This is a genomic window from Streptomyces sp. NPDC058086 (assembly GCF_042885015.1).
Classification (GTDB): domain Bacteria; phylum Actinomycetota; class Actinomycetes; order Streptomycetales; family Streptomycetaceae; genus Streptomyces.
This window is the reverse complement of sequence record NZ_JBHVST010000083.1, coordinates 20,038-40,789: the sequence shown is the minus strand read 5'-3', so window position 1 is coordinate 40,789 and position 20,752 is coordinate 20,038. Positions and strand designations below refer to the sequence as shown.

The window sequence follows — 20,752 nt, the reverse complement described above, 5'->3', positions numbered from 1 at the left end:
GGGGTGTGAGTGGGCGGCGCCCCGTGATTCCTCTCCTCAGCCGACGCGCAGCGGAGCGAGGGCGTTGCTCCACGCCACGACCTGGTCGAGGGTGGCGGTGACGGCGTCACGGTGGCTGTCGGCGGGCTTGAAGACGCTGAAGTTCTCGAAGTCGGTGAACAGGGAGAGCGCCACCTGGGAGCGGACGTCCGCCATCTGCAGTTCACCGGCTATCAGGCGCAGGTGCTCGACGGCGCGGGTGCCGCCGGTGGAGCCGTAACTGACGAAGCCGACTGCCTTGTTGGCCCACTCGGCCGCCAGGAAGTCGATGGCGTTCTTCAGCGCGCCGGGCACCGAGTGGTTGTACTCGGGGGTCACGATGACGAAGCCGTCGAACGAGGCGATCTTCGCGGCCCACTGCTGCGTGTGCGGCTGGCTGTACTGGCCCATCGCCGGCGGATAGGCCTCATCCAGCAGCGGCAGCTTGTAGTCCACCAGGTCGACGAGCTCGTACTGTGCGTCGGTGCGGTGCGTGGCCAGCTCGTGCACCCACTGGGCGACGGCCTCACCGTTACGTCCGGGGCGCGTGCTGCCGAGGATGATCCCGATCCTTGTCATGTTTTGCACCTTCGCTTGTATGTGTGCTTGTCGAGTCAAGTAAATGTATGAGTGCTTGCCGTGTCAAGGAGATAGGGTGTGAGGCATGCCCTACGACGAACAGCCCCTGCGCCCCTTGGACCAGACCGAGGAATCGCTCGTGCGCGCCCTGGCCCACGTCATGATGGCGCTGCCACGACTGGTGGACGCGGACATGGTCGGCGACGGAGGGCTGCCCCTTTCCGAGTACACCCCCCTCATGTTCCTGTCCGAGGCGCCCCACCGCCGGATGCGGATGAGTGAGCTCGCCACCGCCTGCAATCTCTCGCTCAGCGGCATGACCCGTGTCGTCAACCGCCTCGAAAAGCAGGGGTTCGTCCAACGAGCCAAGTGCCAGGAAGACCTGCGCGGTTGGAACGCCGTCCTCACCGACGACGGCCTCGCCCGTCTCCAGGAGGCCTGGCCCGCCCACCTCGCCAGCATCCGGCGGCACGTCCTCGACAACCTCGCGGGCCATGACCTCGCCGCACTCACCGCCGCACTCGAACGCGTGGCGACGACACCCTGACCCGGAGGTGGCCGCCTCAGCGCTCCAGAACCAGGGCCATACCCTGCCCGACGCCGATGCAGAGCGCGGCCAGGCCCGTGCCCGAGCCCGCTTCCGCGAGCTGATGGGCAACCGCTCCGGTGATGCGAGCGCCGGAGGCGCCGAGGGGATGCCCGATGGCGACCGCGCCGCCCTTCGGGTTCAGGATGCCGGAGTCGAGTTCCGGCAGGGCGGCGAGACAGCCCAGCGCCTGGGCGGCGTACGCCTCGTTGAGCTCGACGGTGTGCAGGGCGTCCAAGGTGCGGCCCGCCTTCGTCAGGGCCTGGCGGATGGCGTCGACCGGGCCGAGGCCGAAGTACTGCGGCTCGATGCCCGTCACGGCACTGGCCCGGATCCTGGCCAGCGGCTCGCGCCCCGTCTCGGCCAGCCCGGCCTCGTCGACCAGCAGCAGGGCCGCCGCGCCGTCGTTGAGAGGCGAGGCGTTGCCGGCCGTGACCGTGCCGCCCGCACGGAAGACCGGCTTGAGGCGGGCCAGCGCTTCGAGCGAGGTGTTGTCCCGGATCCCCTCGTCGCGGGGCAGGTCCACGTTCTCGACGGGGACCACCTCGGCGTCGTACGCACCGTCCTTCCACGCCCGGGCGGCCTTCTCGTGACTGGCGAGCGCGAAGGCGTCCTGGGCCTCGCGGGTGATGCCGTACTTGTCGGCGATCAGCTCGGCGCTCTCGCCGAGCGGGATGGTCCACTCGTCGGGCATCCGCGGGTTGACCATCCGCCAGCCGAGGGTGGTGGAGTACAGCTGCTGGTTGCCGACCGGGAAGGCCCGCTCCGGTTTGGGCAGGACCCACGGGGCGCGGCTCATGGACTCCACTCCGCCGGCCACGGCGACGGAGGCGTCGCCGAGCGCCACCGCGCGGGCGGCCTGGATGACCGCCTCCATCCCCGAACCGCACAACCGGTTGACGGTGGTTCCGGGGACCGTCACGGGAAGACCGGCCAGCAGCACGGCCATACGGGCGACATCCCGGTTCTCCTCCCCGGCGCCGTTGGCGTTTCCGAAGAACACGTCACCGATGAGGGACGGGTCCAGGGCGGGACTGCGGCGGAGCAGTTCACGTACGACTCCGGCGGCCAGGTCGTCGGGGCGCACAGCGGACAGGGCACCGCCGTAGCGGCCGATCGGGGTGCGGACGGCGTCGACGACGTAGACGTCCCGCAGGCGCTCGTTCATCGGGACTCCTTGTGGTGGGGGGGGAAGTTGGGAGGGGGAGTACTGAAGCGGGGTCAGCCGACGGGGTCCGGCACGCGCACGGGCGCGGCGGTACGGCTGACGATCTCGTCCGTGCTGACGCCGGGAGCGGTCTCCACGAGGACGAGTCCGTCCTCGGTGACGTCCAGCACGCCGAGGTCGGTGATGACGCGGTCGACGCACGCCACGCCGGTGAGGGGCAGGGTGCACGCGTCGACGAGCTTCGGACTGCCGTCCTTGGCGCAGTGGTCCATCAGGACAATGACCCGGCGGGCGCCGTGAATGAGGTCCATCGCACCGCCCATGCCCTTCACCATCTTGCCCGGGATCATCCAGTTGGCGAGGTCTCCGGTGGCGGAGACCTGCATGGCGCCCAGAATGGCGGTGTCGATGTGACCGCCCCGGATCATTCCGAAGGACAACGCGGAGTCGAAGAAACTCGCGCCCGGCAACACGGTGACCGTCTCCTTGCCGGCGTTGATCAGGTCGGGGTCCACGTCCTCCTCGGCCGGGTACGGCCCGACGCCGAGGACACCGTTCTCCGACTGGAGTACCACGTGCACTCCCTCGGCCACGTGCTCGGGCACCAGCGTGGGCAGTCCGATGCCGAGGTTGACGTAGTCGCCGTCCTGGATCTCCGCCGCCGCGCGCGCGGCCATCTCGTCCCTGGTCCATGGCATCAGTGCCGCACCGTCCTTCGTTCCGACGGCGCGGAGACAGTGCGCCGTTCGATGTGTTTGTCCGCGGCCTGTTCCGGCGTCAGTTCCACCACACGCTGGACGAATACGCCGGGGAGATGGATCTCGTCCGGGTCGAGCTCGCCGGGCTCGGCCAACTGCTCGACCTCGGCGATCGTGACGCGGCCGGCCATCGCGGCGAGCGGGTTGAAGTTGCGGGCCGAGCGGTGGAAGACGAGATTGCCGTGGCGATCGCCCCTGGCGGCCCGCACCAGCGCGAAGTCGGTGGTGATGCCGTGCTCGAGCACGTAACGCCGGCCGTCGAACTCGCGGACCTCTTTGGGCGGTGAGGCGACGGCCACGGTGCCGTCGGGGGCGTAGCGCCAGGGCAGGCCGCCCTCGGCGACCTGGGTACCGACACCGGCGGGCGTGAAGAAGGCGGGGATGCCGCATCCGCCGGCGCGCAGACGCTCGGCGAGCGTGCCCTGCGGCGTCAGTTCGACCAGCAGTTCACCGGAGAGGTACTGGCGGGCGAACTCCTTGTTGTCGCCGACGTATGAGCCGGTGACGCGGGCTATGCGACCGGCGGCGAGCAGGATGCCCAGGCCACCGCCGTCCACGCCGCAGTTGTTGGAGACCACGCTCAGCCCGGTCACGCCGGTCGCGTACAGCGCGTGGATCAGCACGTCGGGGACGCCGCTGAGGCCGAAGCCGCCCACGGCCAGGGACGCTCCGTCCATGACGCCGGCCAGTGCCTCCTCGGCCGTGGCAACCACCTTGTCCATGTGCACTGCGCTCCGTTCCGGTCCGGCAGAATCGCCCCGAGCGGTGTCTGCCTGTGTTCGGGTTTCCGTGTGGGGGTGTGAGTGTGTGGCTGTACGCGGGTGTCGCGTCGCGGTCGTCAACGGTGCAGTACGGTCCTCACGGCTTCGAGCAGCTCGCCGTAGGCCGCGGAGTCGGAGTCCGGCGCCGAAGAGGCCCGCCAGGCGATGTGTCCGTCCGGGCGGACGAGCAGGCATCCGTCCTCGGCCACCTCCGATGTCCGGCGCCACTCGCCGTAGGCGTCGCGGCTGTCCTCGGCGCCGATGCGCACGCACTTCAGGGGAATCCCCAGTGCCTCGGCGCAGTCGGCCGCGGCCGACTCCCACACTCCACCGGACAGACCGGTGATCAGCGTGAGGGTTCCCTTGCCGACGACGTCCAGCGTGGACAGGCGGTGGCCGTTGCCGTCGACGAGCCAGGCGTGCGGGAGTTTCGCGCCGGGGCGGGTCGTCGGCCGGTGGAAAAGCTCCGGATCCCGGGTCCATTCCTCGACGGCGCCGGTGTCCTGGACGACCGCGGAGGAGTCGTAGCGCTGGTTCATCTCGACGCCGTGCGCGTTGAACTCGTAGTTCTTCAGCTGGATGGCCTCTTCCAGCGCCTGTCGGCGCTTGGTGCCGTCGGCCGTCCCGCTGCGGCACGCGGCGAGACCGTCGACAATGTCCTCCTCCTCGCTGTACTCGTCGAGTCCCAGTGCCTGGAAGATCGGGCCGAACTGGTCACGGCTGAGGTTGGCGCGATCGACGATCTGCCGGCCGACCGGTGCCCGTTCAGCGGTGTAGGTGTCGAGGAGTTCCGGTCCGGCCTGACCGCGGATGACCATGGCGAGCTTCCAGGCGAGGTTGTACGAGTCCTGGATCGAGGTGTTGGACCCGAGGCCGTTGGACGGCGGGTGCCGGTGGACCGCGTCCCCGGCGCAGAAGACCCGCCCGGCCGAATACGTCGTGGCATAGCTGTGGTTGACCGTCCACAGCGAGCTCGACATGATCTCGACGGGAATGTCGCGGTCGCCGATGAGGTCGTGGACGATGTCCCGGGCGGTCGCCTCGTCCATGAGGGGCGGGGGCTGGTCGATGTCGTATCCCCACACCAGCAGCCATTCGTTCCACGGCCGCACCATGCGTACCAGCCCCATGCCGATGCCGCCCATGTGGGCGCCGGGACGCATCACCCAGTACAGAACGCTCGGGCGGTGGGCCACGTGCCGGGACAGGTCGGCCTTGAAGACGATGTTCATGCTGCCGGCCTTGCCGCTCTGTCCGGCGATCGGCAGTCCGATCTGCTCCGCCACGCTGCTGCGGCCGCCGTCGGCACCGATCAGGTAGCGGGCCCGCACGGTGAACTCGTCTCCGCGTACCCGGTCCCGGAGCCGGGCGGTGACTCCGTCGGCGTCCTGTTCCAGGCTGAGGAACTCGGTGTCGAAGCGGATCTTGGCTCCCCGCGCCGCGGCGTTCTTCACCAGGATCGGTTCCAGAAAGGTCTGCGGAAGGTCGATCATCTGCGTCGGGCTGGCGGCACCGTACTCGGTCGCCGCGTGCGGGCCGGTGCCCCAGCTGCGGATCCGGCCGATCTCCTCGCCGGCCAGGGCGGTGCACAGAACGGTGTCGCCCATGAGTTCGGCGGGGCTCCCGGCCGCGGCGGCCTCGCCGTCCACGCCGAGGTCGCGCAGTACCTCCATGGTCCGCTGGTTGGTGATGTGCGCACGGGGGGTGTCGGCCAGCCAGCCGTACTTGGTGACGAGCAGGGTGCGAATGCCGTACGTGGCCAGGAGCAGGGCCGCGGATCCACCGGCGGGGCCACTGCCGACCACGAGGACGTCGGTGTCGTAGGTGTGGGTCGAGTCCATGAGACTGCTCCAGGTCAGTGTGCGGGGCCGTCGGCCAGGCGGGCGATGCGGAAGGTGAACTGCAGGCTGCGCCACTCCCCGTCGACGGCACGGCCGTCCGGGGTCGGTCCGACCTGGCGTGTGAAATCCACGATCAGGCCCTCCTTGACGCCGAACACGGTGTCGGAGTCGATGTAGTGGCCGCCCTTCACGAACAGCTGGGTGATCAGGCGCTGGTGGCCGGCGGCGGAGATCATGAAGTGCAGGTGGGGCGCACGGTAGGGATGACGTTTGACGGCTTGGAGCAGCTGTCCCACCGGTCCGTCGTCCGGGATCGGGTACTCGGCCGGCAGGGTCGTCCAGAAGCGCAGACGTCCCTGCGCGTCGGTGCGCAGGCGGCCCCGCAGCACCGGTCCGTCGAACTCGGGCAACTGGACGTCGTAGAAACCGTCCTTGTTGGCCTGCCAGACGTCCGTGACGGCATTCGGCACGGGCCGTCCGTCCGTATCGGTGATGAGGATGTCGGCCCACAGCGGAGTGCCGGCCACGCCCTGTGAGATGTCGGCGCCCTGCGCGGTTTCCGGCGGTCCGTCCGTGTAGAAGGGGCCGAGGACCGCTGACGGTGTGGTCTGCGGGGTGCGTGAATGGGTGAGCAGGTCGACGATGCTGGAGACACCGAGCGTGTCGGACAGCAGCACGAACTCCTGGCGGGTGCTGGTGGAGATCTGTCCGGTACGGGTCAGGAAGTCGATGGCCTGCTGCCACTCGGATTCGGTGACGTCATTGCTCGTCACGAAGTGGTGCAGGTGCCGTACGAGGTCGCTGAGCAGCTGCCTGCCCCGCGGATCGGGTGCGTCCGCAAAGCTCGCCACCACCTGGGCGGTCAGGCGCTCCACGTCCGAAGCCACGCCGTGCGGCGCGGGGGCCGACAGCCCAGGGGCCCGCGGGGCAGGAGTCGGCGCCGCGGGAACCGCCGGACGGCGGCCCTGCCAGGCATCGCGCAACAGGCTCTCGATTCCCGTGGGCGTCAGCTCGCGGGGGTTGGGGTACGGCGTGGCGAGCGCCAGCCGCGCGGCCTGCGGCAGGTCCGCCTCCGCCATGCCCAGCTCGCGCAGCGAGGTGGGGCCCCCGAGCGAGGTGATCAGGTCGAACATCCCGCTCGGAGCGTCCGGCACGCCGAGTGCGCCGGCGATGCGGCTCATGGCGTCTTGGGCGGCCGGGGCGTTGTAGGCCATCGCGTGCGGCAGGATCACGGTGTGTGTCGCGGCGTGCGCCAAGTCGAACGCACCCCCCAGCGTGTGGCACAGCTTGTGATGCAGGCCCATACCGACGGAGCCGAGGCAGGTGCCGGCCAGCCATGCGGCATGCAGGAGGTCGGCGCGGGCCGCGGTGTCGGACGGCTCGGCCACGAGAGTCGGCAGGGCGCGGGCGCTCAGCGCGATCGCATCGAGCGCCATGGCGTCGATGACGGGGTTCGCCTGTGGTGCGTACAGGGCTTCCACGGCGTGCGCCATGGCATTGACCGCGCTGGTGACCGAGAGGCCCACCGGCAGGCCGAGGGTGAACTCGACGTCGTAGACAACGGTCTCGGGCAGGATCGCGGGCGAGGCCACCGTGGTCTTGCGGCCGTCCTGCGTCTCCCCGAGGACGGGGGTGACCTCGGAACCCGCGTAGGTGGTGGGAAGGATCAGCTGGGGCAGATCGGTGCGGAGCGCGAGTGCCTTGGCCAACCCCGTGGTGGAACCCCCGCCGACAGCCACCAGGCAGTCGGCGGAGTGTTCCCGAAGGACGTCGAGGGCCCGCTCGGTCACGTCCACCGGGGTGTGCATGGTGGCACCGTCGAACTCCGCCACGATGACGTCACCGAGGACATCACGGACCCGGGCGGCGGCCTTGGCCACCGACGGAGTGGACAGGAGGAGGACTCGGGTACAGCCGAGTCGTTCGACCTCCGCACGGACCTGGCTGACCGTTCCGGTGCCGAAGACGATCCGCGAGGGGTGGGAGGTGTACACGAAATTCCGCATGGGGGTCCGCCTTCGCGTGTGCCGTGGGTCCCTGAATCTCTGACACCGAGTGTGGGGACGGCGGGCGCCTGGACTCCTGCACGTTTCGAGCGTGTTTCTGCAGGATCGGCGCGGGGCGGTGGCCTGGCGGGGGCGCGGGGTGGATGCGGTGCCCGTGGTGCGCCGGAGGAAAGGGGTGGGGCGGGGCAGGCCGTGGAGCGCGACGTCAGCCCGCGCGACGGACCGCGGCGGGGGTCGTGCCGAGCTTGGCGCGCATCACGCGCGTCAGGTGTTCCTGATGGGAGAAACCGCAGTGGACGGCCACGTCGGGGATGGGCAGGACCGTGGTGCGCAGCATCCGGCGTGCGTGGTCCAGCCGCAGTTGCAACAGGAACTGGTGCGGGGACTTCCCGGTGCTCGTCCTGAACTGCCGGCTGAACTGGCTCGCACTCAGCCCGGTGGCCGCGGCCAGATCGGAGACGCGCAGCGGGTCGGAGATGCGTTGCTCCATCAACTCCCGTGCGGACACGAGCTGCTGAGTGGTCAGCCCCGACATCGCGCCTGCCGGGGCCGCGGGCCGACCGGCCGTGTGCGCTTGGGCGAGCTGGGCGGCGAGCATGCCGACGAGGTGATCGACGTAGGTACGGGCGGAGGGCTCCCACTGCCGCACGGCGCCGTCCAGAGCCAGCATGACCTGCTCGATCAGCGGGTCCGAGCTGCCCAGTTCCTCGGCGAGTTCCACCGCCTCACGGCCGCCGTGCGCTTCCTGGAGGGCCGAGTCGCTGAGATAGAGGTGGACGGTGTCCAGGCCCCCCTGGAGTTCGACATCCAGCGCGCGATCTGCCGGGTGGACAAAGAGCCCGCCTGCCGGAATCCGCTGGGCCCGCATCGACCGGCCCGACCGGCGTCGGACGGTCACCGGGCCACTGAGGTGAAGGATCAGCAGGTGAGTGGGGGCGCCGTCGAAGGTCGAGTGGTACGGCGTTTCCCGCTGGGTGGACAGATACGCGTGCTCCCAGCCCAGACCCGAGCTCGTCCGGTCCGGGGCGACCCATGCCTGGCGCAGGATGCCGCCGGTGTCGAGGAGCCCCAGCTCAGACATAGTTCCATCCCCGATCTCGGCGGTGGTGCCCATGTGAGCCTCCCATACGGTCCGCGATCAGGTCCATATTGTTGAGTGCTAAATCATTGTCGGATATTCCCGTCGGAGAGGGGGCGGGTCGGTCGGCGGGGCGCCGACGAATGGTCGGGTCGGTCGGGCGGGCCGGGTCCGGAACCCACCCCACTACCGGCGTGGGCGGCCGGACCAGGGCCCACCGATGGCGACCCCGCCGGAGGCGCGGCCGTTCGGGACGGCACGATCGTCGAGTGATTGCGTGAACGTTGTCCGTGTCATCCCGGTGGAGCCTGGCCTGCCAGGACGTCGAGGAGGCCTTCGGTTCAGCGGTTTAGCGGCTCGGTGGCTCAGCTGCTGAGTGGCTCGGCCCCGGGTTTCCCTACGGGCGGCCGGCCGCCTCGACGGCTTTCGCCGTGACGTCGGACGCGGCGCGCGTGGCCCTTCCGGTCACTCGCCAGGCGACCATGCGCAGCGCGGTGGCCGGAGCGGGCGGGAAGACGCCGAGCTGGCCGAGCATGGTCATGTCGTCGCGCACCGCTTCGTGTCCGACCACTTTGCCGTCGCGGAGTTCGAGCACGTGGATCTGCTCGAAGTCGATGTCACGTCCGGTGGGCGGTATGGCCTGGTCGAGTGCGCCGTCACGGAAGCGGACGAAGGGACCTGTGTGGCGGCCCTGCATGCGAAGCCGCACCCAGACCTGCTCGTCGTTGCGGGCGATACCGAGGACAGGGAAGGTCAGGTCGCTGAAGGCGAAACGCATCCACGCGCCGGAGGCAAGAACTCCCGCAGGCCCGGGGAGTGCGCAGGCCGTGGGCGACACAGCTGCCTCGCGGTTGTGGAAGTCCTCGTGCACCACCTCGGCGGCCAGTGCCGGATCGCCTGTCTCGAGGACCCGGAAGAGTCCGTGGGCCAGGTCCGTGGCATCCATGGCCATTGCGTTGATCCCTTTCGACGGGTGTGCGCTCTGAGGGGTGACGTCGACCCGTCCGAGGGGGACGGGTGGCGCGGTCGTGACGGGGGCCGAGCGCGCGGCCGACCGGCCGATATTGAGGTTATAGCACGCCTAATGAATTCACGTCTTAGGATGGCGCCATGCCGTCCAAGCGCCGCTATGTCTCCCCGCTGCGCGAGCAGGCCGCCGCTCGGACGCGGGCACTGATCCTGGGTCAGGCCACGGAACTGTTCGCCGAGCACGGCTACGGTCGAGTGACCGTCGCCGACATCGCTTCAGCGGCCGGCGTCGCCTCGAAGACCGTCTTCGCGAGTGTGGGGAGCAAGAGCGACATCCTGAACCGGATCGTCGACCAGGGTGTGATCGCCTCTGGTTATGAGCAGGCCATGGAGAACCTGCTCGTCCTGCGGACGCCGGAGTCGGTCCTGAAAGCCCTGGCCCACGGCACGCGGATGGGCAACGAAGGGCAGTTCGCCGTGCATGAAGCGATCCGCAAGGCGCTGCCCGTGCATGAGAACGGCGAGGCCCTGTGGGAGCGCGCAACCGCGGCGTACCGGGACGCACTCCGCGCGACCGCCCGCCACCTGCACAACTTGACTCCGGCGCCCTCCCACTCGCTGAAGGAGACGGCCGACCTTCTCTGGTACTGGTTCGGTCCCACCGGCTGGCGAACGCTCGTGGTGGAGAACGGCTGGTCATGGGACCGCGCCGAGGAAGTCCTCTACCGCACTTCGGTCGCGACCCTTCGCTGAAGCCGTTCGCCGAAAGCCGCCTGCACGGCGACGCTCGTCCGGACGCCGCTCGATGGCTCCCGCCGGCCTGGACGGACGTCCTCGACGGTCACCAGCAGCATGGTGCAGGACCTGATCGGCCGAGAACTCATCCACCTCGGCTCGTGGACCGCCGCGCGCCGGCAGGAACTGCTCGAACAACTGCTCCCCGGCAACGTGCGCGCGCCGTTCTTCCTCGTGGCGGCGTTCTCCCCGGCGATGGCGGCGAAGGGATCGGGTAGCGTAATCAACATCGGCAGCATGGTCGGCAGTCTCGGCCTGGCCACCGGGACCGGGTACGGCGCGACCAAGCCCGTGCCGGCGTTCCTGACGCGAGGCTGGACGGCCGAGTACAGCGGCCGCGGCGTCCGCTTCAACACCGTTGCCCCCGGTCCCGGCCACACCCGGCCCGAGGCCCGCGACCTGTTCGACGCCCTCGCCGAGACCACCGCGATGAAACGCGCGGCCGAGCCCGCCGAGGTCGTCGCCTTCCTCGCCTCGCCGAAGGCCGGCTGTGTCACCGGCGCGACCATCGCCGTCGACGGCGGCCGCACCGCCATCTGAACCCGCCCGCTCTTTGCACAGGGACCGGGCACCGGAGCTGATACGACGCACACATGAAAGGTCACAGCCATGAACAGGCTGGACGGCAAGGTCGCCGTCGTCACCGGCGGCAGTAGCGGAATCGGATTTGCGACGGCGCAACAGTTTGTGGAGGAAGGTGCCTTCGTGTTCATCACCGGACGGCGCCGGCCCGAACTGGACAAGGCGAAGGACGAGATCGGCAGGAACGTCACGACCGTCCAGGGTGACGTCAGCGTCTCCGCCGACCTCGACCGGCTCTTCCGGACCGTAGCGGAGGAGAAGGGGAAGATCGACGTCGTCGTCGCCAACTCGGGTCTGGTCGATCCGCAGGTGTTCGGCCGGATCACCGAAGCGGCCTTCGACCGGACCTTCAATGTCAACGCCCGTGGCACCCTCTTCACCGCCCAGAAGGCCTTGCCCTTGATGAACGACGGCGGTTCGGTCATCCTCGTCGGATCGATCGCGGGCCACATCGGCGTCGAGGGGTACACCACCTACAGCGCCACCAAAGCCGCCCTGCGTTCCTACGCCCGCACCTGGACCAAGGAGCTCAAGGGCCGCGGCATCCGGGTCAACGTCCTCAGCCCCGGCCCGATCGACACCCCGATCATGGACAGCCAGGCGGACTCCAAGGAAGGCGTCGACGCGATCAAGGAGGCCTTCGCATCCGTCATCCCGCTCGGACGTATGGGACGTCCCGAGGAAGTCGCCGCGGCCGCCGTCTTCCTCGCATCCGACGAGAGCAGCTTCTGCGCAGGCATGGAACTGACCGTCGACGGCGGCATGGCGCAAGTCTGAGACTGGAGCCCGTCGAACAGCGCCTTGGCGCCCTCCGGATGAGGCGCACCAGTTCGGAGCGCCCGTCACAGGGATCCGCTGCCCTTGCCGGGAGAGAGGCTCAGAGCAGTTCGAGGAGCTTCTCGGTGAACTCGGTGGTCGTGGCGCTGCCACCGAGGTCGGGGGTGCGGACGTCGGTCTTGGCGAGCACCGCGGCGATGGCGTCGGTGATGTCCTCGGCCGCCGCGGGGTGGCCCAGGTGGTCGAGCATCAGGGCGGCCGACCAGATCGCGCCCAGCGGGTTGGCGATGCCCCGGCCCGCGATGTCGGGCGCGGAACCGTGCACCGGCTCGAACATCGACGGGAACTCGCGCTCGGGGTTGAGGTTGGCGGACGGGGCGATGCCGATGGAGCCGGCCACGGCCGCGGCCAGATCGCTCAGGATGTCGCCGAAGAGGTTGGACGCGACCACCACGTCGAAACGGGCCGGGTCGAGCACGAACTTGGCGGCGAGCGCGTCGATGTGCTCCTGGTCCCACGCCACCTGCGGATACCCGGTACCTCGCTCGGCGACCAGCTCGTCCCAGAACGGCAGGGTGTGCACGATGCCGTTCGACTTGGTGGCCGAGGTCAGCCTTCCGTCCCGCCGCGCGGCCAGCTCGAAGGCGTAGTCCAGCACCCGGGTCACACCGGCCCGGGTGAACACGGCTTCCTGCACGGCCATTTCCGACGGGAAGCCGCAGTGCAGACGCCCCCCGATCTCGCTGTACTCGCCCTCGACGTTCTCCCGTACGACCACGAGGTCGACCTTCCCGGGCACCGCCCCGCGCACCGGACTCTCGACGCCGTCGAAGACACGGATCGGCCGCAGGTTGACGTACTGCCGGAAACCGCGCCGGATCGGAATCAGCAGCCCCCACAGCGAGACATGGTCCGGCACGCTCGGGTGTCCGACCGCGCCGAGCAGGATCGCGTCCTTGTCCCGCAGCTGGTCGAGAGCGTCGGCGGGCATCATCGCGCCCTCGCGCAGATACCGCTCGCAGGACCAGTCGTCGTAGGAGGTGTAGGAGAAGCCGAAGCCGTGGCGGGCGCCGACCGCGGCCAGGACCTGCTGAGCGGGCGGGAGCACCTCGGGTCCGATGCCGTCGCCGGGGATGAGCGCGATGTGGTGGTGAGCGTGAGCCATGCCCCGATTGGAGCAATCGGGGCACAGGTCCGTCCAAGACGCTCTGCCGATCTGCCTTATAAGCTTGACCTATAAGGTGCACGATCAGTGCTTGATGTGCTTGATGGCCTCAAGCGCGCAGGTCACGAAGGTACGGGCGGCCGGGGACTGCTCGGCGTGGCGGCTGACCAGCGCGATCCGCAACGTCGTCCGCGGCTCGATGTCCAGGACCAGTGCCCCGGCTCGCTCGGCCGTTGTACGCCACGACTCGGTGACTACGGCCAGCCCGACCCCCGCGAGCACCAGTGGGAGGATCGCCACCCGGTGTTCGGTCTCCGCCGCGATGACGAAGCCGATGCCGCGCTCGCGCAGCCCGTCGACGTAGGACCGCATCCCGGTGCCCCGCTGCCCCACGATCAGCCGCTGCCCGGCCAGCTCCTCGCAGGCGACCGGCCGGCCCGCAGGGAACGGCCCGTCGGGAGGGGTGACCAGCACGAAACGCTGCTCCCCTGCGGCGTGCGAGACCACCTCCTTGTCGGTGAGCGGTTCCGACGTGGCGAGCAGGCCCAGTTCGGCGGCGCCGGTGCGCACCATGTCGACGACGTCGCGGAAGGTGAAGGCAGCCCGGATGTTCACCGACACCCCGGGATAGCGGCCGGTGAACGCCCGGATCATGGTGGTCAGCGGTTCCACCGCCTGGGACGGCATGGCGGCGATGTCCAGGCGCCCCTCGCGCAGTTCGTGCACGGCCGCGACGCTGGCGCGGGCCGTCTCCAGGCTGCGTACGGCCGCCCGAGCCGGTTCGATCAGGGCGGTTCCCGCCTCGGTGAGCACGGCCCGGCGGCCGATCCGGTGGAACAGACTGCTGCCCAAGTCCCGCTCCAGCGCCTGAACGGCCTGGGAGAGCGACGGCTGCGAGAGGTACAGGGCCGACGCCGCCCGGTTGAAACCCCCGTGATCCACGATCGCGAGGAAGTACTCCAGCTGCCGAATGTCCATGCCCACATCCTCTCCTCGGCGCACGGTACCGAGGGCCGGGCGGCGGTCACCGGTGGTCAGCCGGAGCGCGTGAGCGCGAAGCCGACATCCAGAACATGTAGACACTGGCATCATTGTTGTCGTTGACATCATTGTTTCCAGTGACTACATTCAGGGTCGCAGATCCTACGGAAACCCCGAGGGCTGTTCGTCGAGGCGTCAGGTCGACAGCGAACCTCCCGTCTCATCACAGCCTCGGCCCACCCGGCTATCACTACGGAGACCTCTCATGCCTCTGCCGCGCCTCGGGCGGTTGCTTCGCCCCGCCGCCTTCGGCGGCATCCCCACCGGTGCACGACTGGAGCGTATGCAGGCATCTCCTCAGTACGCCGACGGCAGCTTCCGCAACCCGACGGTCACCCTGACCATGACTTCCGGCTCCGCGCTCGACCTCGCCCGGACGAACGTTCACCGGGCCGATCGCGTCCGTCGCAGGCCGGCCGCGGCGATCCCCCTGCACCGGCCGGCCCTCATGGGACCCGACGCGGCGCCGGAATCCGGTCTTCGACTGACCTGGACGGGGCACTCCACCGTTCTCACCGAGATCGACGGCGCAAGGGTGCTGTTCGACCCGGTATGGGGCGAGCGTTGTTCGCCGGTGGGCTTCGCGGGACCCCGGCGACTCCACCCGGTCCCGCTGCCTCTTGAGGACCTCGGCCCCGTGGACGTGGTGGTGATCTCCCACGACCACTACGACCATCTGGACATGCCCACCATCCGCGCCCTCGCCGGCACGGGCGCCCAGTTCGCGGCCCCGCTGGGCGTGGGGGCGCACCTGGAGCGCTGGGGCGTCGCACCCGAGCGGATCACGGAACTGGACTGGCACGAGTCGACACAGGTCGCAGGCCTGACACTGACTGCCACACCCGCCCGTCACTTCTGCGGACGAGCCCTGCACCGCCGCACGCTCTGGGCATCCTGGGTGGCGGCCGGTCCCAGGCACCGGGTCTTCCACAGTGGGGACACGGGTTACTTTCCCGGCTTCGCCGAAATCGGGGCGGAGCACGGTCCGTTCGACGCGGTGATGATGCAGATCGGCGCCTACAGCGATTTCTGGCCGGACATCCACATGACACCGGAGGAGGGCCTCCGTGCCCACCTCGACCTGGCCGGAGGCGAGCCGCACGGTGTGCTGCTGCCGATCCACTGGGGGACCTTCAACCTGGCCCCGCATCCGTGGGAAGAGCCCGCCGAGCGCACGTACGCCGCCGCTGCTGAAGCAGGTGTTCGGGTTGCCGTGCCCATACCGGGTCAGCCCTTCGAACCTGGCGGCGAATTGCCTCAAGCCCCGTGGTGGCGCACGGTGGCAGCGCCTGTGTCCGACGGAGCCTCGGCCGTCTCCAAGGCCCGCCACCCGGCGGGCGCCCACGTCATTCCGGCTCAGCAACAGCCGTAACTTCGAGGCACAGCACGCCGCGAGCGGTGTCTCACGGCCATGTATCGAGGGCCGAGAGCATCCGCCCTCTTGCGGGCGCCGTAGTCCAAGGGTCCGGGGAGGGTCGGGTCACGGCGCCAGTGCCGGTCCGGGCCCCTTGGGCGCGGACCGGCACTGGCGGGTCGATCGATCCCGTCAGTGGCCGTGGCCGTGGCCACTGCCCTGGTCGCCGCCGTCGTGGTCGACGATCGTCCACGGGCGCATCAGGTCGTCGTCTTCGTGTTCGAGGAGGTGGCAGTGGTGGATGTATGTCGCCGGGAGCGTGGCGCCGCTGTCCGGAATCGACGCGATCTCATCCTTCGGCGGGACGAATTCCTGAATGATGATTCTGGTCACCATCTGTGCGGGGGCCTTGACCGTGTCCTTGTAGGACAGCGCTTCGTCCGGGTCCGGCGGAACCGGCGGGCCGGTGAAATAGTTGGCCAACACCGGGTGGTCCTTTGGTTTGCGGCCACCGTAGATCCACTTGTCGTAATCCTTTTGGTAGGCGGCCGCGTCGATCGGCTGCCTGTTCAGCACCTGGAAATTGACGAGGTGGACATGCATCGGATGGGCGTCGTGGTTGGGATTGATGTACTCCCAGATCTCGGTCGAGCCCTCCTTGATGAAGTCCTGGGACGGCTCCATGTATGGCACCGCGTTGAACGTCATCGTCCTGTAGAGCTGGTGCTGGTACACGACCCATTCCCGCCGACGGGTGTGCGGTTTCGGTTCGATGGGTGCGATCGCCCGCAGTTTGAGTTTCTCGGGTGGCGTCGTCCTGTCCCCACCTCCGGACAGTCGCTCGGTGACCCGGAATTCCATGATGTCCCCGATTTCGGGCCCGCAGCCGGGGATGCCGGGGAAGTGGACCTGCGTTCCCGGGTAGTTCGTCAATTTGACCTTCGTGCCGCTGGGAACCTGACTGAAGTCGACGATCAGGTCGTACCGCTCGGCTGGACTGATCAGGAAGTCCAGCATGTGCAGCGGGGCACGGAAGCCGCCGTCGGTGCCGATCAGCCAGAACGGCAGTGGGGGCTCATGAAGTGCGTCTCTGGGGTCTACATCGAACTTCAGCCGCCAGAAACGCTCGTTCGAAGCGTTGAGAATACGCAGCCGGTAGCGTCGCCGTTCGACGGCCAGGTAAGGGTAAGCCTTCCCGTTGACGACCGGGGTGTCCTCGCCTTCCCTGTCGGTCATGGTGTAGGCGAGCGAGCCGTTCGAGTTGAAGGTCCGGTCCTGCAGGATGAGGGGGACCTCGAATTCGCCTCGCGGCAGCCCGAGTCGCTCGTCGGCGGGGTCACGAATGAGGTAGAGACCGGCAAGGCCCGCATAGACGTTGAGAGCGCTCATACCCATGGCGTGATCGTGATACCAGAGCATGCATGAATGGTCGTGGTTGGTGTAGCCGTAGATCGCTTCGTTGGGTTTGACCCGGCTCGGGTCCAGGGTGGTGTAGCCCTCGGCGTGGAAGCCCTTCGGGCTGAACGACTGCAGCGGCAGGCCGTCGGACTGTGGTGCTGTGTAACCGCCGTGCTGGTGTACGACGTTCCACACGTCGATGTCATCGGGGAACTGCGGGACGTACTTGTAGGGAGGCGGAGGGATCGGGGCGACGACGGGTGCCTTGTCGCGAATCATTTTGATCACGCTCTGGAACATGTGGGTGGTCGGCAGCTCGTTGCGCCACTTGACGACCGTCGGGCGGTCCCTGGTCACGCTGAAGGTCGGCCCGAGATAGCCCATGCCGATCGGCCTGTGAGGATCGTGCGGGTTCGTGGCCCAGTAACCCCACACGGGTGACGGCTCGAGATCCCGGTGGAAGCGCCACGAGCCCTGCCGCATCGTGACCTCGTAGTAGTCGGCGCCCGGATAGACGGAAGGATCCGAGATGGCTGTCATCGGCCTGGGCAGCGGGTCGACGAACTTCTCCAGCGGAGGGGTGTTCGGCGTCCCCGCGGGGTCCTCACACCCTGCCGGCGGGTGAGCCGACGCCGCATACGACCGCGTTCCCAGATCACCTCGCGAAAACATGGCCGCACCCCCCAGTCCACCGGCCATGAGGAATTTCCTTCGCTCGATCATCGTCTCCAGCCTTTCATCGCCCTGGGTAACGCACAAGGGATACAGGGGCTGGTTCGGAACGAAATGCAGCGCGCCGGGCCGTTCCGAGAAGGCCACTCATTGAGCCGATCTCAGCAGCAAATCAGAAGGCATCGGCATCGGAATCAAACTATTACCGCCAGTCTGAATACATGTACCATTCTTCTGGCGCGTAATATTCGGCAGCGCGACGGACTGCGGGTCTGAGTTTCGCCGCTTCCCAGTGTGTCAATTCAATACCGCGGGCCCTTTCGGGATATCAGAGGCGAGGGTGAGGCAGGCGCCTTTGTTGTGGTGGTGGAATTCGGGGCGGCCGCGGGCCGCGCGCCGGCGGGCGTCACGAAGGATGTGCCACTCGCCGAAGTGCTCCTACCGCCGACAGACGAACCGGCAGCCGCCGTGCCGGAGTGCCGCCGCAGACGGCCCGCGACATGTGCCACGGCAAGCGCGGTTGTCGTCAGTCCGCCGGTCGTGTCTTCAGCGCCCCCTGCGGTCGAGGGCGGCGATCTCGCGTACGGCCTCGGCGACGGCCGGGAAGTCCTTCTTGAGGATCGCACCGTGGTTGCCGGCGACCTTCGCGCCGATCTGGATGTTCGGGTTGTGGGCGGTCACCGCGTCGAGGCTGGTGCGTATCCGTTCCTGTTCATCACCGCGGCTTCCGAAGGACGTTCCCGAAGCGACCACATACCGCACCGGGACGGCGATGTTGTCCAGCACGGGGCCCAGCTCGCGCTCGCGGGAGAGCCTGCCGAGCTCGATGTTGCTGTCCGCCTGCTGTTCCGCGGTCATCCGCGGGGCCAGGCCCGTCGGGCGCAGCAGCGGCAGGAACCAGCTCATCCGCCCGAACAGCTTCCGGATCCGCTGCTCCATGGCCTCGTCGAGCCAGTCGTACGGGAACGCGCCGTCGACCAGGACCGCGCCCAGGGCACGCTCCGGATTCCGGTCGGCCCAGTGCGCCCCGACGACCGCCCCGTAGGACCAGCCCACCACCAGCGCCCGGTCCACACCCCTGGCCGCGAGAACGGCGTCGACGTCCCGGACGGCTGCCTCGAAGGAATAGTCCGCCGAACGCTTCGATCTGCCACGGGCCCGCTCGTCGTAGGTGATGTGCCGCCACCCCGACCCCAGTTCGTCGATGACCCGCCGCCAGTACCCCTGAGTGGCGAACTGGCCATTGAGGTAGACCAGAGGGATACCGGGACCGCCGGTGTCGGTGACGGCCAGGGCCGTATCGTCGACCGGCACCATGCCGGTCCACTTCGAACCGGTCGAGGAAGTGCTGTTCTTCGTCATGTGTTTCCCCTGGTCGCTTGAGGGCGTCTTGTGCGCGTTCTTCAGGCCCTGGACGTGGATCGCAGGCCCCTCGGACGGACCGGCCGGGTCCTCGGCGACGACCGACAGGATCTCGATCGAGGGTGGGCCCGGCCGGTTGGTCCTGGTTCTGCTCCTTCAGAGGCTGCGGGCGGTGATGTCGCCGCGGGAGGTGGTGGCGCGGATGTCGAGTTCGGCGGTGCCGTCGTTCTTGAGGGCGTTGCTGACGCGGCCGTGGTCGGTGCCTGCGTCCAGGGCGGCCGAGACGCCGGCGGCGGCGCCGACCGAAATGTCGCCGGACTGGGTGCGGAGCACGACCGTGCCGCGCAGGGCCTCGGTGATCCGGATGTCGCCCCTTGCGGTGCTGATCTCCGCGGAGCCGCCCAGCCGGCCGATCTCGACGTCGCCGTCGATCGCGGTGAGGCGGACGTTCGCGGCCTCGTCGATCTTGATCTGGCGGTACGCGCCTTCGAAGGCGACGTCGCCGAGGCGTCCGACGCCGCGGAGCTCGGCACTGGCGGCCTTGGCCTCGATGCGGGAGCCGGCGGGCAGTCGGACGGTGACCTCCAGAGATCCGGAGGGGCCGAAGAGCCGGTTGTCGGGGGTCGAGGCCGTGATCCGCAGGACGCCGTCGGCATAGGCGACGGTGGTTCGCTCGGCGGTCTTGGTGTCGCGGCTTTTGGAGGGGTCGGCGGGCAGGACCTCGACAGTGGTGTCGGCGCGGTCTGCGGCGATGAACTGGATACGTCCGGCGGGGATGTCCAGGACGGCGGAGATCGGGGCGGGGGTGTCGAACTTCTGCATCGTGCTCTCCCGTGCTCGCTCGTTGTTTCTGACACCGGAAACGCTACGTTGCTTTCCAGAATCCGGCAATGTACTTGTTGCGGCTAATCTGCATATGTGCAGGTAGAGGCTATGAAACCGTTGCAACGGACTTGAAAGCAACGCAACGGCAACTGCTCCGGCCATTGCAATGGATGAGAAGTGAACGCTATGGTGAGGGGATCAAGGACCGCCACGATGGATCACCGAGGAGATCGCGATGCCGGGAGGCAGGCTCACCCAGCTGGAACGCCAGCAGATCGCGCTGGGGTTGGCCGACAGCCTCCCTTACGCCGAGATCGCCCGACGCCTCGACCGTCCGACCTCGACGATCACGCGTGAGGTGATGCGCAACGGCGGTCCCACCGCCTACCGCGCCGATCTGGCCCACCGCGCCACCGAACGCCGCGCCCACCGGCGCAGGCCCGCCTCTTCCCGAGGGCCGGAATCAGTCCCTCAGCCGCACGGACGCGATGCCGAGGCCGTGGCCGCGTACGAGGAGACGTTCACCACCGTCCTCATGGCTTCGGGCCTGACCAAGATGACGGCCCGGGTGCTGACCTGCCTGTTCACCACCGACGCGGGCAGCCTCACCGCGTCCCAACTCGCCCAGCGCCTCCAGGTCAGCCCGGCGTCCATCTCCAAGGCGATCGCCTTCCTGGAGAGCCAGAGCCTCGTCCGCCGAGAACGCGACGAACGCCGCCGCGACCGCTACGTCGTCGACGACGACGCCTGGTACGAGGCGACGATCGCCAGCGCCCGTGCCAACGACCAACTCGTCGAAACCGCACGCCAAGGCGTCGCCGTCCTTGGCCCCCACACCCCCGCCGCCACCCGCCTGGAGAACATCGCCCGCTTCCTCGACTTCATCAGCGAAAGCATCACCCGCGCCGCCGAACAGGCCCGCGAAGTCCTCCACACCAAACCCGAAACAACCTCGAACGACACCGCCCGACCAAGTCCGGACCACGGGTAGACAGCCGTCTCGATCGTCACAGCCGG

The 20,752-nt window shown here is 68.7% G+C and carries 19 protein-coding genes; 6 read left to right on the top strand and 13 right to left on the bottom strand.

All coding sequences use genetic code 11. The annotated features are described in order from the left end of the window. Positions 1 to 36 precede the first annotated feature (36 nt). Positions 37 to 597 (bottom strand): NADPH-dependent FMN reductase, encoded by a 561-nt coding sequence (locus ACFVWD_RS42015; RefSeq protein WP_389603202.1) that lies wholly within the window; start codon positions 595 to 597, stop codon positions 37 to 39. A gap of 85 nt (positions 598 to 682) precedes the next feature. On the opposite strand from ACFVWD_RS42015, the gene ACFVWD_RS42010 reads away from it, so the two are divergent. Beyond that, a complete protein-coding gene (locus tag ACFVWD_RS42010) occupies positions 683 to 1,144 on the top strand; it encodes a MarR family winged helix-turn-helix transcriptional regulator (RefSeq protein ID WP_054233414.1) in 462 nt (153 codons plus the stop codon). A gap of 16 nt (positions 1,145 to 1,160) precedes the next feature. On the opposite strand, the gene ACFVWD_RS42005 is transcribed toward ACFVWD_RS42010, so the two are convergent. The 7 genes from ACFVWD_RS42005 to ACFVWD_RS41975 all read right to left on the bottom strand — a co-directional run bounded on the left by ACFVWD_RS42005 (position 1,161) and on the right by ACFVWD_RS41975 (position 9,747). Continuing rightward, on the bottom strand, positions 1,161 to 2,351 hold the full coding sequence (locus ACFVWD_RS42005) for a thiolase family protein (RefSeq protein WP_389603201.1): 1,191 nt from the start codon (positions 2,349 to 2,351) through the stop codon (positions 1,161 to 1,163). Between the two features lie 53 nt (positions 2,352 to 2,404). Then, positions 2,405 to 3,049 (bottom strand): CoA transferase subunit B, encoded by a 645-nt coding sequence (locus ACFVWD_RS42000; RefSeq protein WP_389603200.1) that lies wholly within the window; start codon positions 3,047 to 3,049, stop codon positions 2,405 to 2,407. Beyond that, the gene (locus tag ACFVWD_RS41995) at positions 3,049 to 3,831 is read right to left on the bottom strand and encodes a CoA transferase subunit A (RefSeq protein WP_389603199.1); all 783 of its coding nucleotides are present in this window, start codon (positions 3,829 to 3,831) and stop codon (positions 3,049 to 3,051) included. Before ACFVWD_RS41995 ends, ACFVWD_RS42000 begins: the two co-directional genes overlap by 1 nt. Before the next feature lie 116 nt (positions 3,832 to 3,947). After that, positions 3,948 to 5,711: an FAD-dependent oxidoreductase gene (locus ACFVWD_RS41990; protein ID WP_389603198.1), complete on the bottom strand. Its 1,764-nt coding sequence runs from the start codon at positions 5,709 to 5,711 to the stop codon at positions 3,948 to 3,950. Between the two features lie 14 nt (positions 5,712 to 5,725). Beyond that, positions 5,726 to 7,717: a maleylacetate reductase and hydroxyquinol 1,2-dioxygenase domain-containing protein gene (locus ACFVWD_RS41985; RefSeq protein ID WP_389603197.1), complete on the bottom strand. Its 1,992-nt coding sequence runs from the start codon at positions 7,715 to 7,717 to the stop codon at positions 5,726 to 5,728. A 205-nt stretch (positions 7,718 to 7,922) separates the two neighbouring features. Further along, a complete protein-coding gene (locus tag ACFVWD_RS41980) occupies positions 7,923 to 8,798 on the bottom strand; it encodes a helix-turn-helix domain-containing protein (RefSeq protein WP_389603196.1) in 876 nt (291 codons plus the stop codon). Between the two features lie 394 nt (positions 8,799 to 9,192). Beyond that, positions 9,193 to 9,747: an ester cyclase gene (locus tag ACFVWD_RS41975; protein WP_389603195.1), complete on the bottom strand. Its 555-nt coding sequence runs from the start codon at positions 9,745 to 9,747 to the stop codon at positions 9,193 to 9,195. 158 nt (positions 9,748 to 9,905) lie between these two features. On the opposite strand from ACFVWD_RS41975, the gene ACFVWD_RS41970 reads away from it, so the two are divergent. The 3 genes from ACFVWD_RS41970 to ACFVWD_RS41960 all read left to right on the top strand — a co-directional run bounded on the left by ACFVWD_RS41970 (position 9,906) and on the right by ACFVWD_RS41960 (position 11,918). Next, the gene (locus ACFVWD_RS41970; protein ID WP_389603194.1) at positions 9,906 to 10,517 is read left to right on the top strand and encodes a TetR/AcrR family transcriptional regulator; all 612 of its coding nucleotides are present in this window, start codon (positions 9,906 to 9,908) and stop codon (positions 10,515 to 10,517) included. A gap of 99 nt (positions 10,518 to 10,616) precedes the next feature. Next, positions 10,617 to 11,099, top strand: coding sequence for an SDR family NAD(P)-dependent oxidoreductase (locus tag ACFVWD_RS41965; RefSeq protein ID WP_389603193.1), 483 nt, complete (start codon positions 10,617 to 10,619; stop codon positions 11,097 to 11,099). A 69-nt stretch (positions 11,100 to 11,168) separates the two neighbouring features. Next, positions 11,169 to 11,918, top strand: coding sequence for an SDR family NAD(P)-dependent oxidoreductase (locus ACFVWD_RS41960; protein WP_389603192.1), 750 nt, complete (start codon positions 11,169 to 11,171; stop codon positions 11,916 to 11,918). A 100-nt stretch (positions 11,919 to 12,018) separates the two neighbouring features. On the opposite strand, the gene ACFVWD_RS41955 is transcribed toward ACFVWD_RS41960, so the two are convergent. After that, positions 12,019 to 13,083, bottom strand: coding sequence for a tartrate dehydrogenase (locus tag ACFVWD_RS41955; RefSeq protein WP_389603191.1), 1,065 nt, complete (start codon positions 13,081 to 13,083; stop codon positions 12,019 to 12,021). Between the two features lie 84 nt (positions 13,084 to 13,167). Further along, the gene (locus ACFVWD_RS41950) at positions 13,168 to 14,061 is read right to left on the bottom strand and encodes a LysR family transcriptional regulator (protein WP_389603190.1); all 894 of its coding nucleotides are present in this window, start codon (positions 14,059 to 14,061) and stop codon (positions 13,168 to 13,170) included. Positions 14,062 to 14,329: 268 nt separating this feature from the next. Between ACFVWD_RS41950 and ACFVWD_RS41945 the strand changes: the two genes are divergently transcribed. Next, positions 14,330 to 15,496 (top strand): MBL fold metallo-hydrolase, encoded by a 1,167-nt coding sequence (locus ACFVWD_RS41945; protein WP_389603189.1) that lies wholly within the window; start codon positions 14,330 to 14,332, stop codon positions 15,494 to 15,496. A 174-nt stretch (positions 15,497 to 15,670) separates the two neighbouring features. On the opposite strand, the gene ACFVWD_RS41940 is transcribed toward ACFVWD_RS41945, so the two are convergent. The 3 genes from ACFVWD_RS41940 to ACFVWD_RS41930 all read right to left on the bottom strand — a co-directional run bounded on the left by ACFVWD_RS41940 (position 15,671) and on the right by ACFVWD_RS41930 (position 19,732). Continuing rightward, complete coding sequence (locus ACFVWD_RS41940; protein WP_389603188.1) at positions 15,671 to 17,695, bottom strand: multicopper oxidase family protein; 2,025 nt, start codon at positions 17,693 to 17,695, stop codon at positions 15,671 to 15,673. Between the two features lie 399 nt (positions 17,696 to 18,094). Next, complete coding sequence (locus ACFVWD_RS41935; RefSeq protein WP_389603187.1) at positions 18,095 to 18,910, bottom strand: alpha/beta fold hydrolase; 816 nt, start codon at positions 18,908 to 18,910, stop codon at positions 18,095 to 18,097. A 156-nt stretch (positions 18,911 to 19,066) separates the two neighbouring features. After that, on the bottom strand, positions 19,067 to 19,732 hold the full coding sequence (locus tag ACFVWD_RS41930) for a DUF4097 family beta strand repeat-containing protein (protein WP_389603186.1): 666 nt from the start codon (positions 19,730 to 19,732) through the stop codon (positions 19,067 to 19,069). Positions 19,733 to 19,970: 238 nt separating this feature from the next. On the opposite strand from ACFVWD_RS41930, the gene ACFVWD_RS41925 reads away from it, so the two are divergent. Further along, positions 19,971 to 20,726 carry a helix-turn-helix domain-containing protein gene (locus tag ACFVWD_RS41925; RefSeq protein WP_389603185.1) on the top strand — a complete coding sequence of 252 codons (756 nt, stop codon included), beginning with the start codon at positions 19,971 to 19,973 and terminating at the stop codon, positions 20,724 to 20,726. Positions 20,727 to 20,752: the final 26 nt, after the last annotated feature.

Bases quoted from the DNA above. Each gene is read 5' to 3' on its own strand.
- ACFVWD_RS42015 (WP_389603202.1), bottom strand. From the start codon at position 597: ATGACAAGGATCGGGATCATCCTCGGCAGCACGCGCCCCGGACGTAAC.
- ACFVWD_RS42010 (WP_054233414.1), top strand. From the start codon at position 683: ATGCCCTACGACGAACAGCCCCTGCGCCCCTTGGACCAGACCGAGGAA.
- ACFVWD_RS42005 (WP_389603201.1), bottom strand. From the start codon at position 2,351: ATGAACGAGCGCCTGCGGGACGTCTACGTCGTCGACGCCGTCCGCACC.
- ACFVWD_RS42000 (WP_389603200.1), bottom strand. From the start codon at position 3,049: ATGCCATGGACCAGGGACGAGATGGCCGCGCGCGCGGCGGCGGAGATC.
- ACFVWD_RS41995 (WP_389603199.1), bottom strand. From the start codon at position 3,831: ATGGACAAGGTGGTTGCCACGGCCGAGGAGGCACTGGCCGGCGTCATG.
- ACFVWD_RS41990 (WP_389603198.1), bottom strand. From the start codon at position 5,711: ATGGACTCGACCCACACCTACGACACCGACGTCCTCGTGGTCGGCAGT.
- ACFVWD_RS41985 (WP_389603197.1), bottom strand. From the start codon at position 7,717: ATGCGGAATTTCGTGTACACCTCCCACCCCTCGCGGATCGTCTTCGGC.
- ACFVWD_RS41980 (WP_389603196.1), bottom strand. From the start codon at position 8,798: ATGTCTGAGCTGGGGCTCCTCGACACCGGCGGCATCCTGCGCCAGGCA.
- ACFVWD_RS41975 (WP_389603195.1), bottom strand. From the start codon at position 9,747: ATGGCCATGGATGCCACGGACCTGGCCCACGGACTCTTCCGGGTCCTC.
- ACFVWD_RS41970 (WP_389603194.1), top strand. From the start codon at position 9,906: ATGCCGTCCAAGCGCCGCTATGTCTCCCCGCTGCGCGAGCAGGCCGCC.
- ACFVWD_RS41965 (WP_389603193.1), top strand. From the start codon at position 10,617: ATGGTGCAGGACCTGATCGGCCGAGAACTCATCCACCTCGGCTCGTGG.
- ACFVWD_RS41960 (WP_389603192.1), top strand. From the start codon at position 11,169: ATGAACAGGCTGGACGGCAAGGTCGCCGTCGTCACCGGCGGCAGTAGC.
- ACFVWD_RS41955 (WP_389603191.1), bottom strand. From the start codon at position 13,083: ATGGCTCACGCTCACCACCACATCGCGCTCATCCCCGGCGACGGCATC.
- ACFVWD_RS41950 (WP_389603190.1), bottom strand. From the start codon at position 14,061: ATGGACATTCGGCAGCTGGAGTACTTCCTCGCGATCGTGGATCACGGG.
- ACFVWD_RS41945 (WP_389603189.1), top strand. From the start codon at position 14,330: ATGCCTCTGCCGCGCCTCGGGCGGTTGCTTCGCCCCGCCGCCTTCGGC.
- ACFVWD_RS41935 (WP_389603187.1), bottom strand. From the start codon at position 18,910: ATGACGAAGAACAGCACTTCCTCGACCGGTTCGAAGTGGACCGGCATG.
- ACFVWD_RS41930 (WP_389603186.1), bottom strand. From the start codon at position 19,732: ATGCAGAAGTTCGACACCCCCGCCCCGATCTCCGCCGTCCTGGACATC.
- ACFVWD_RS41925 (WP_389603185.1), top strand. From the start codon at position 19,971: ATGCCGGGAGGCAGGCTCACCCAGCTGGAACGCCAGCAGATCGCGCTG.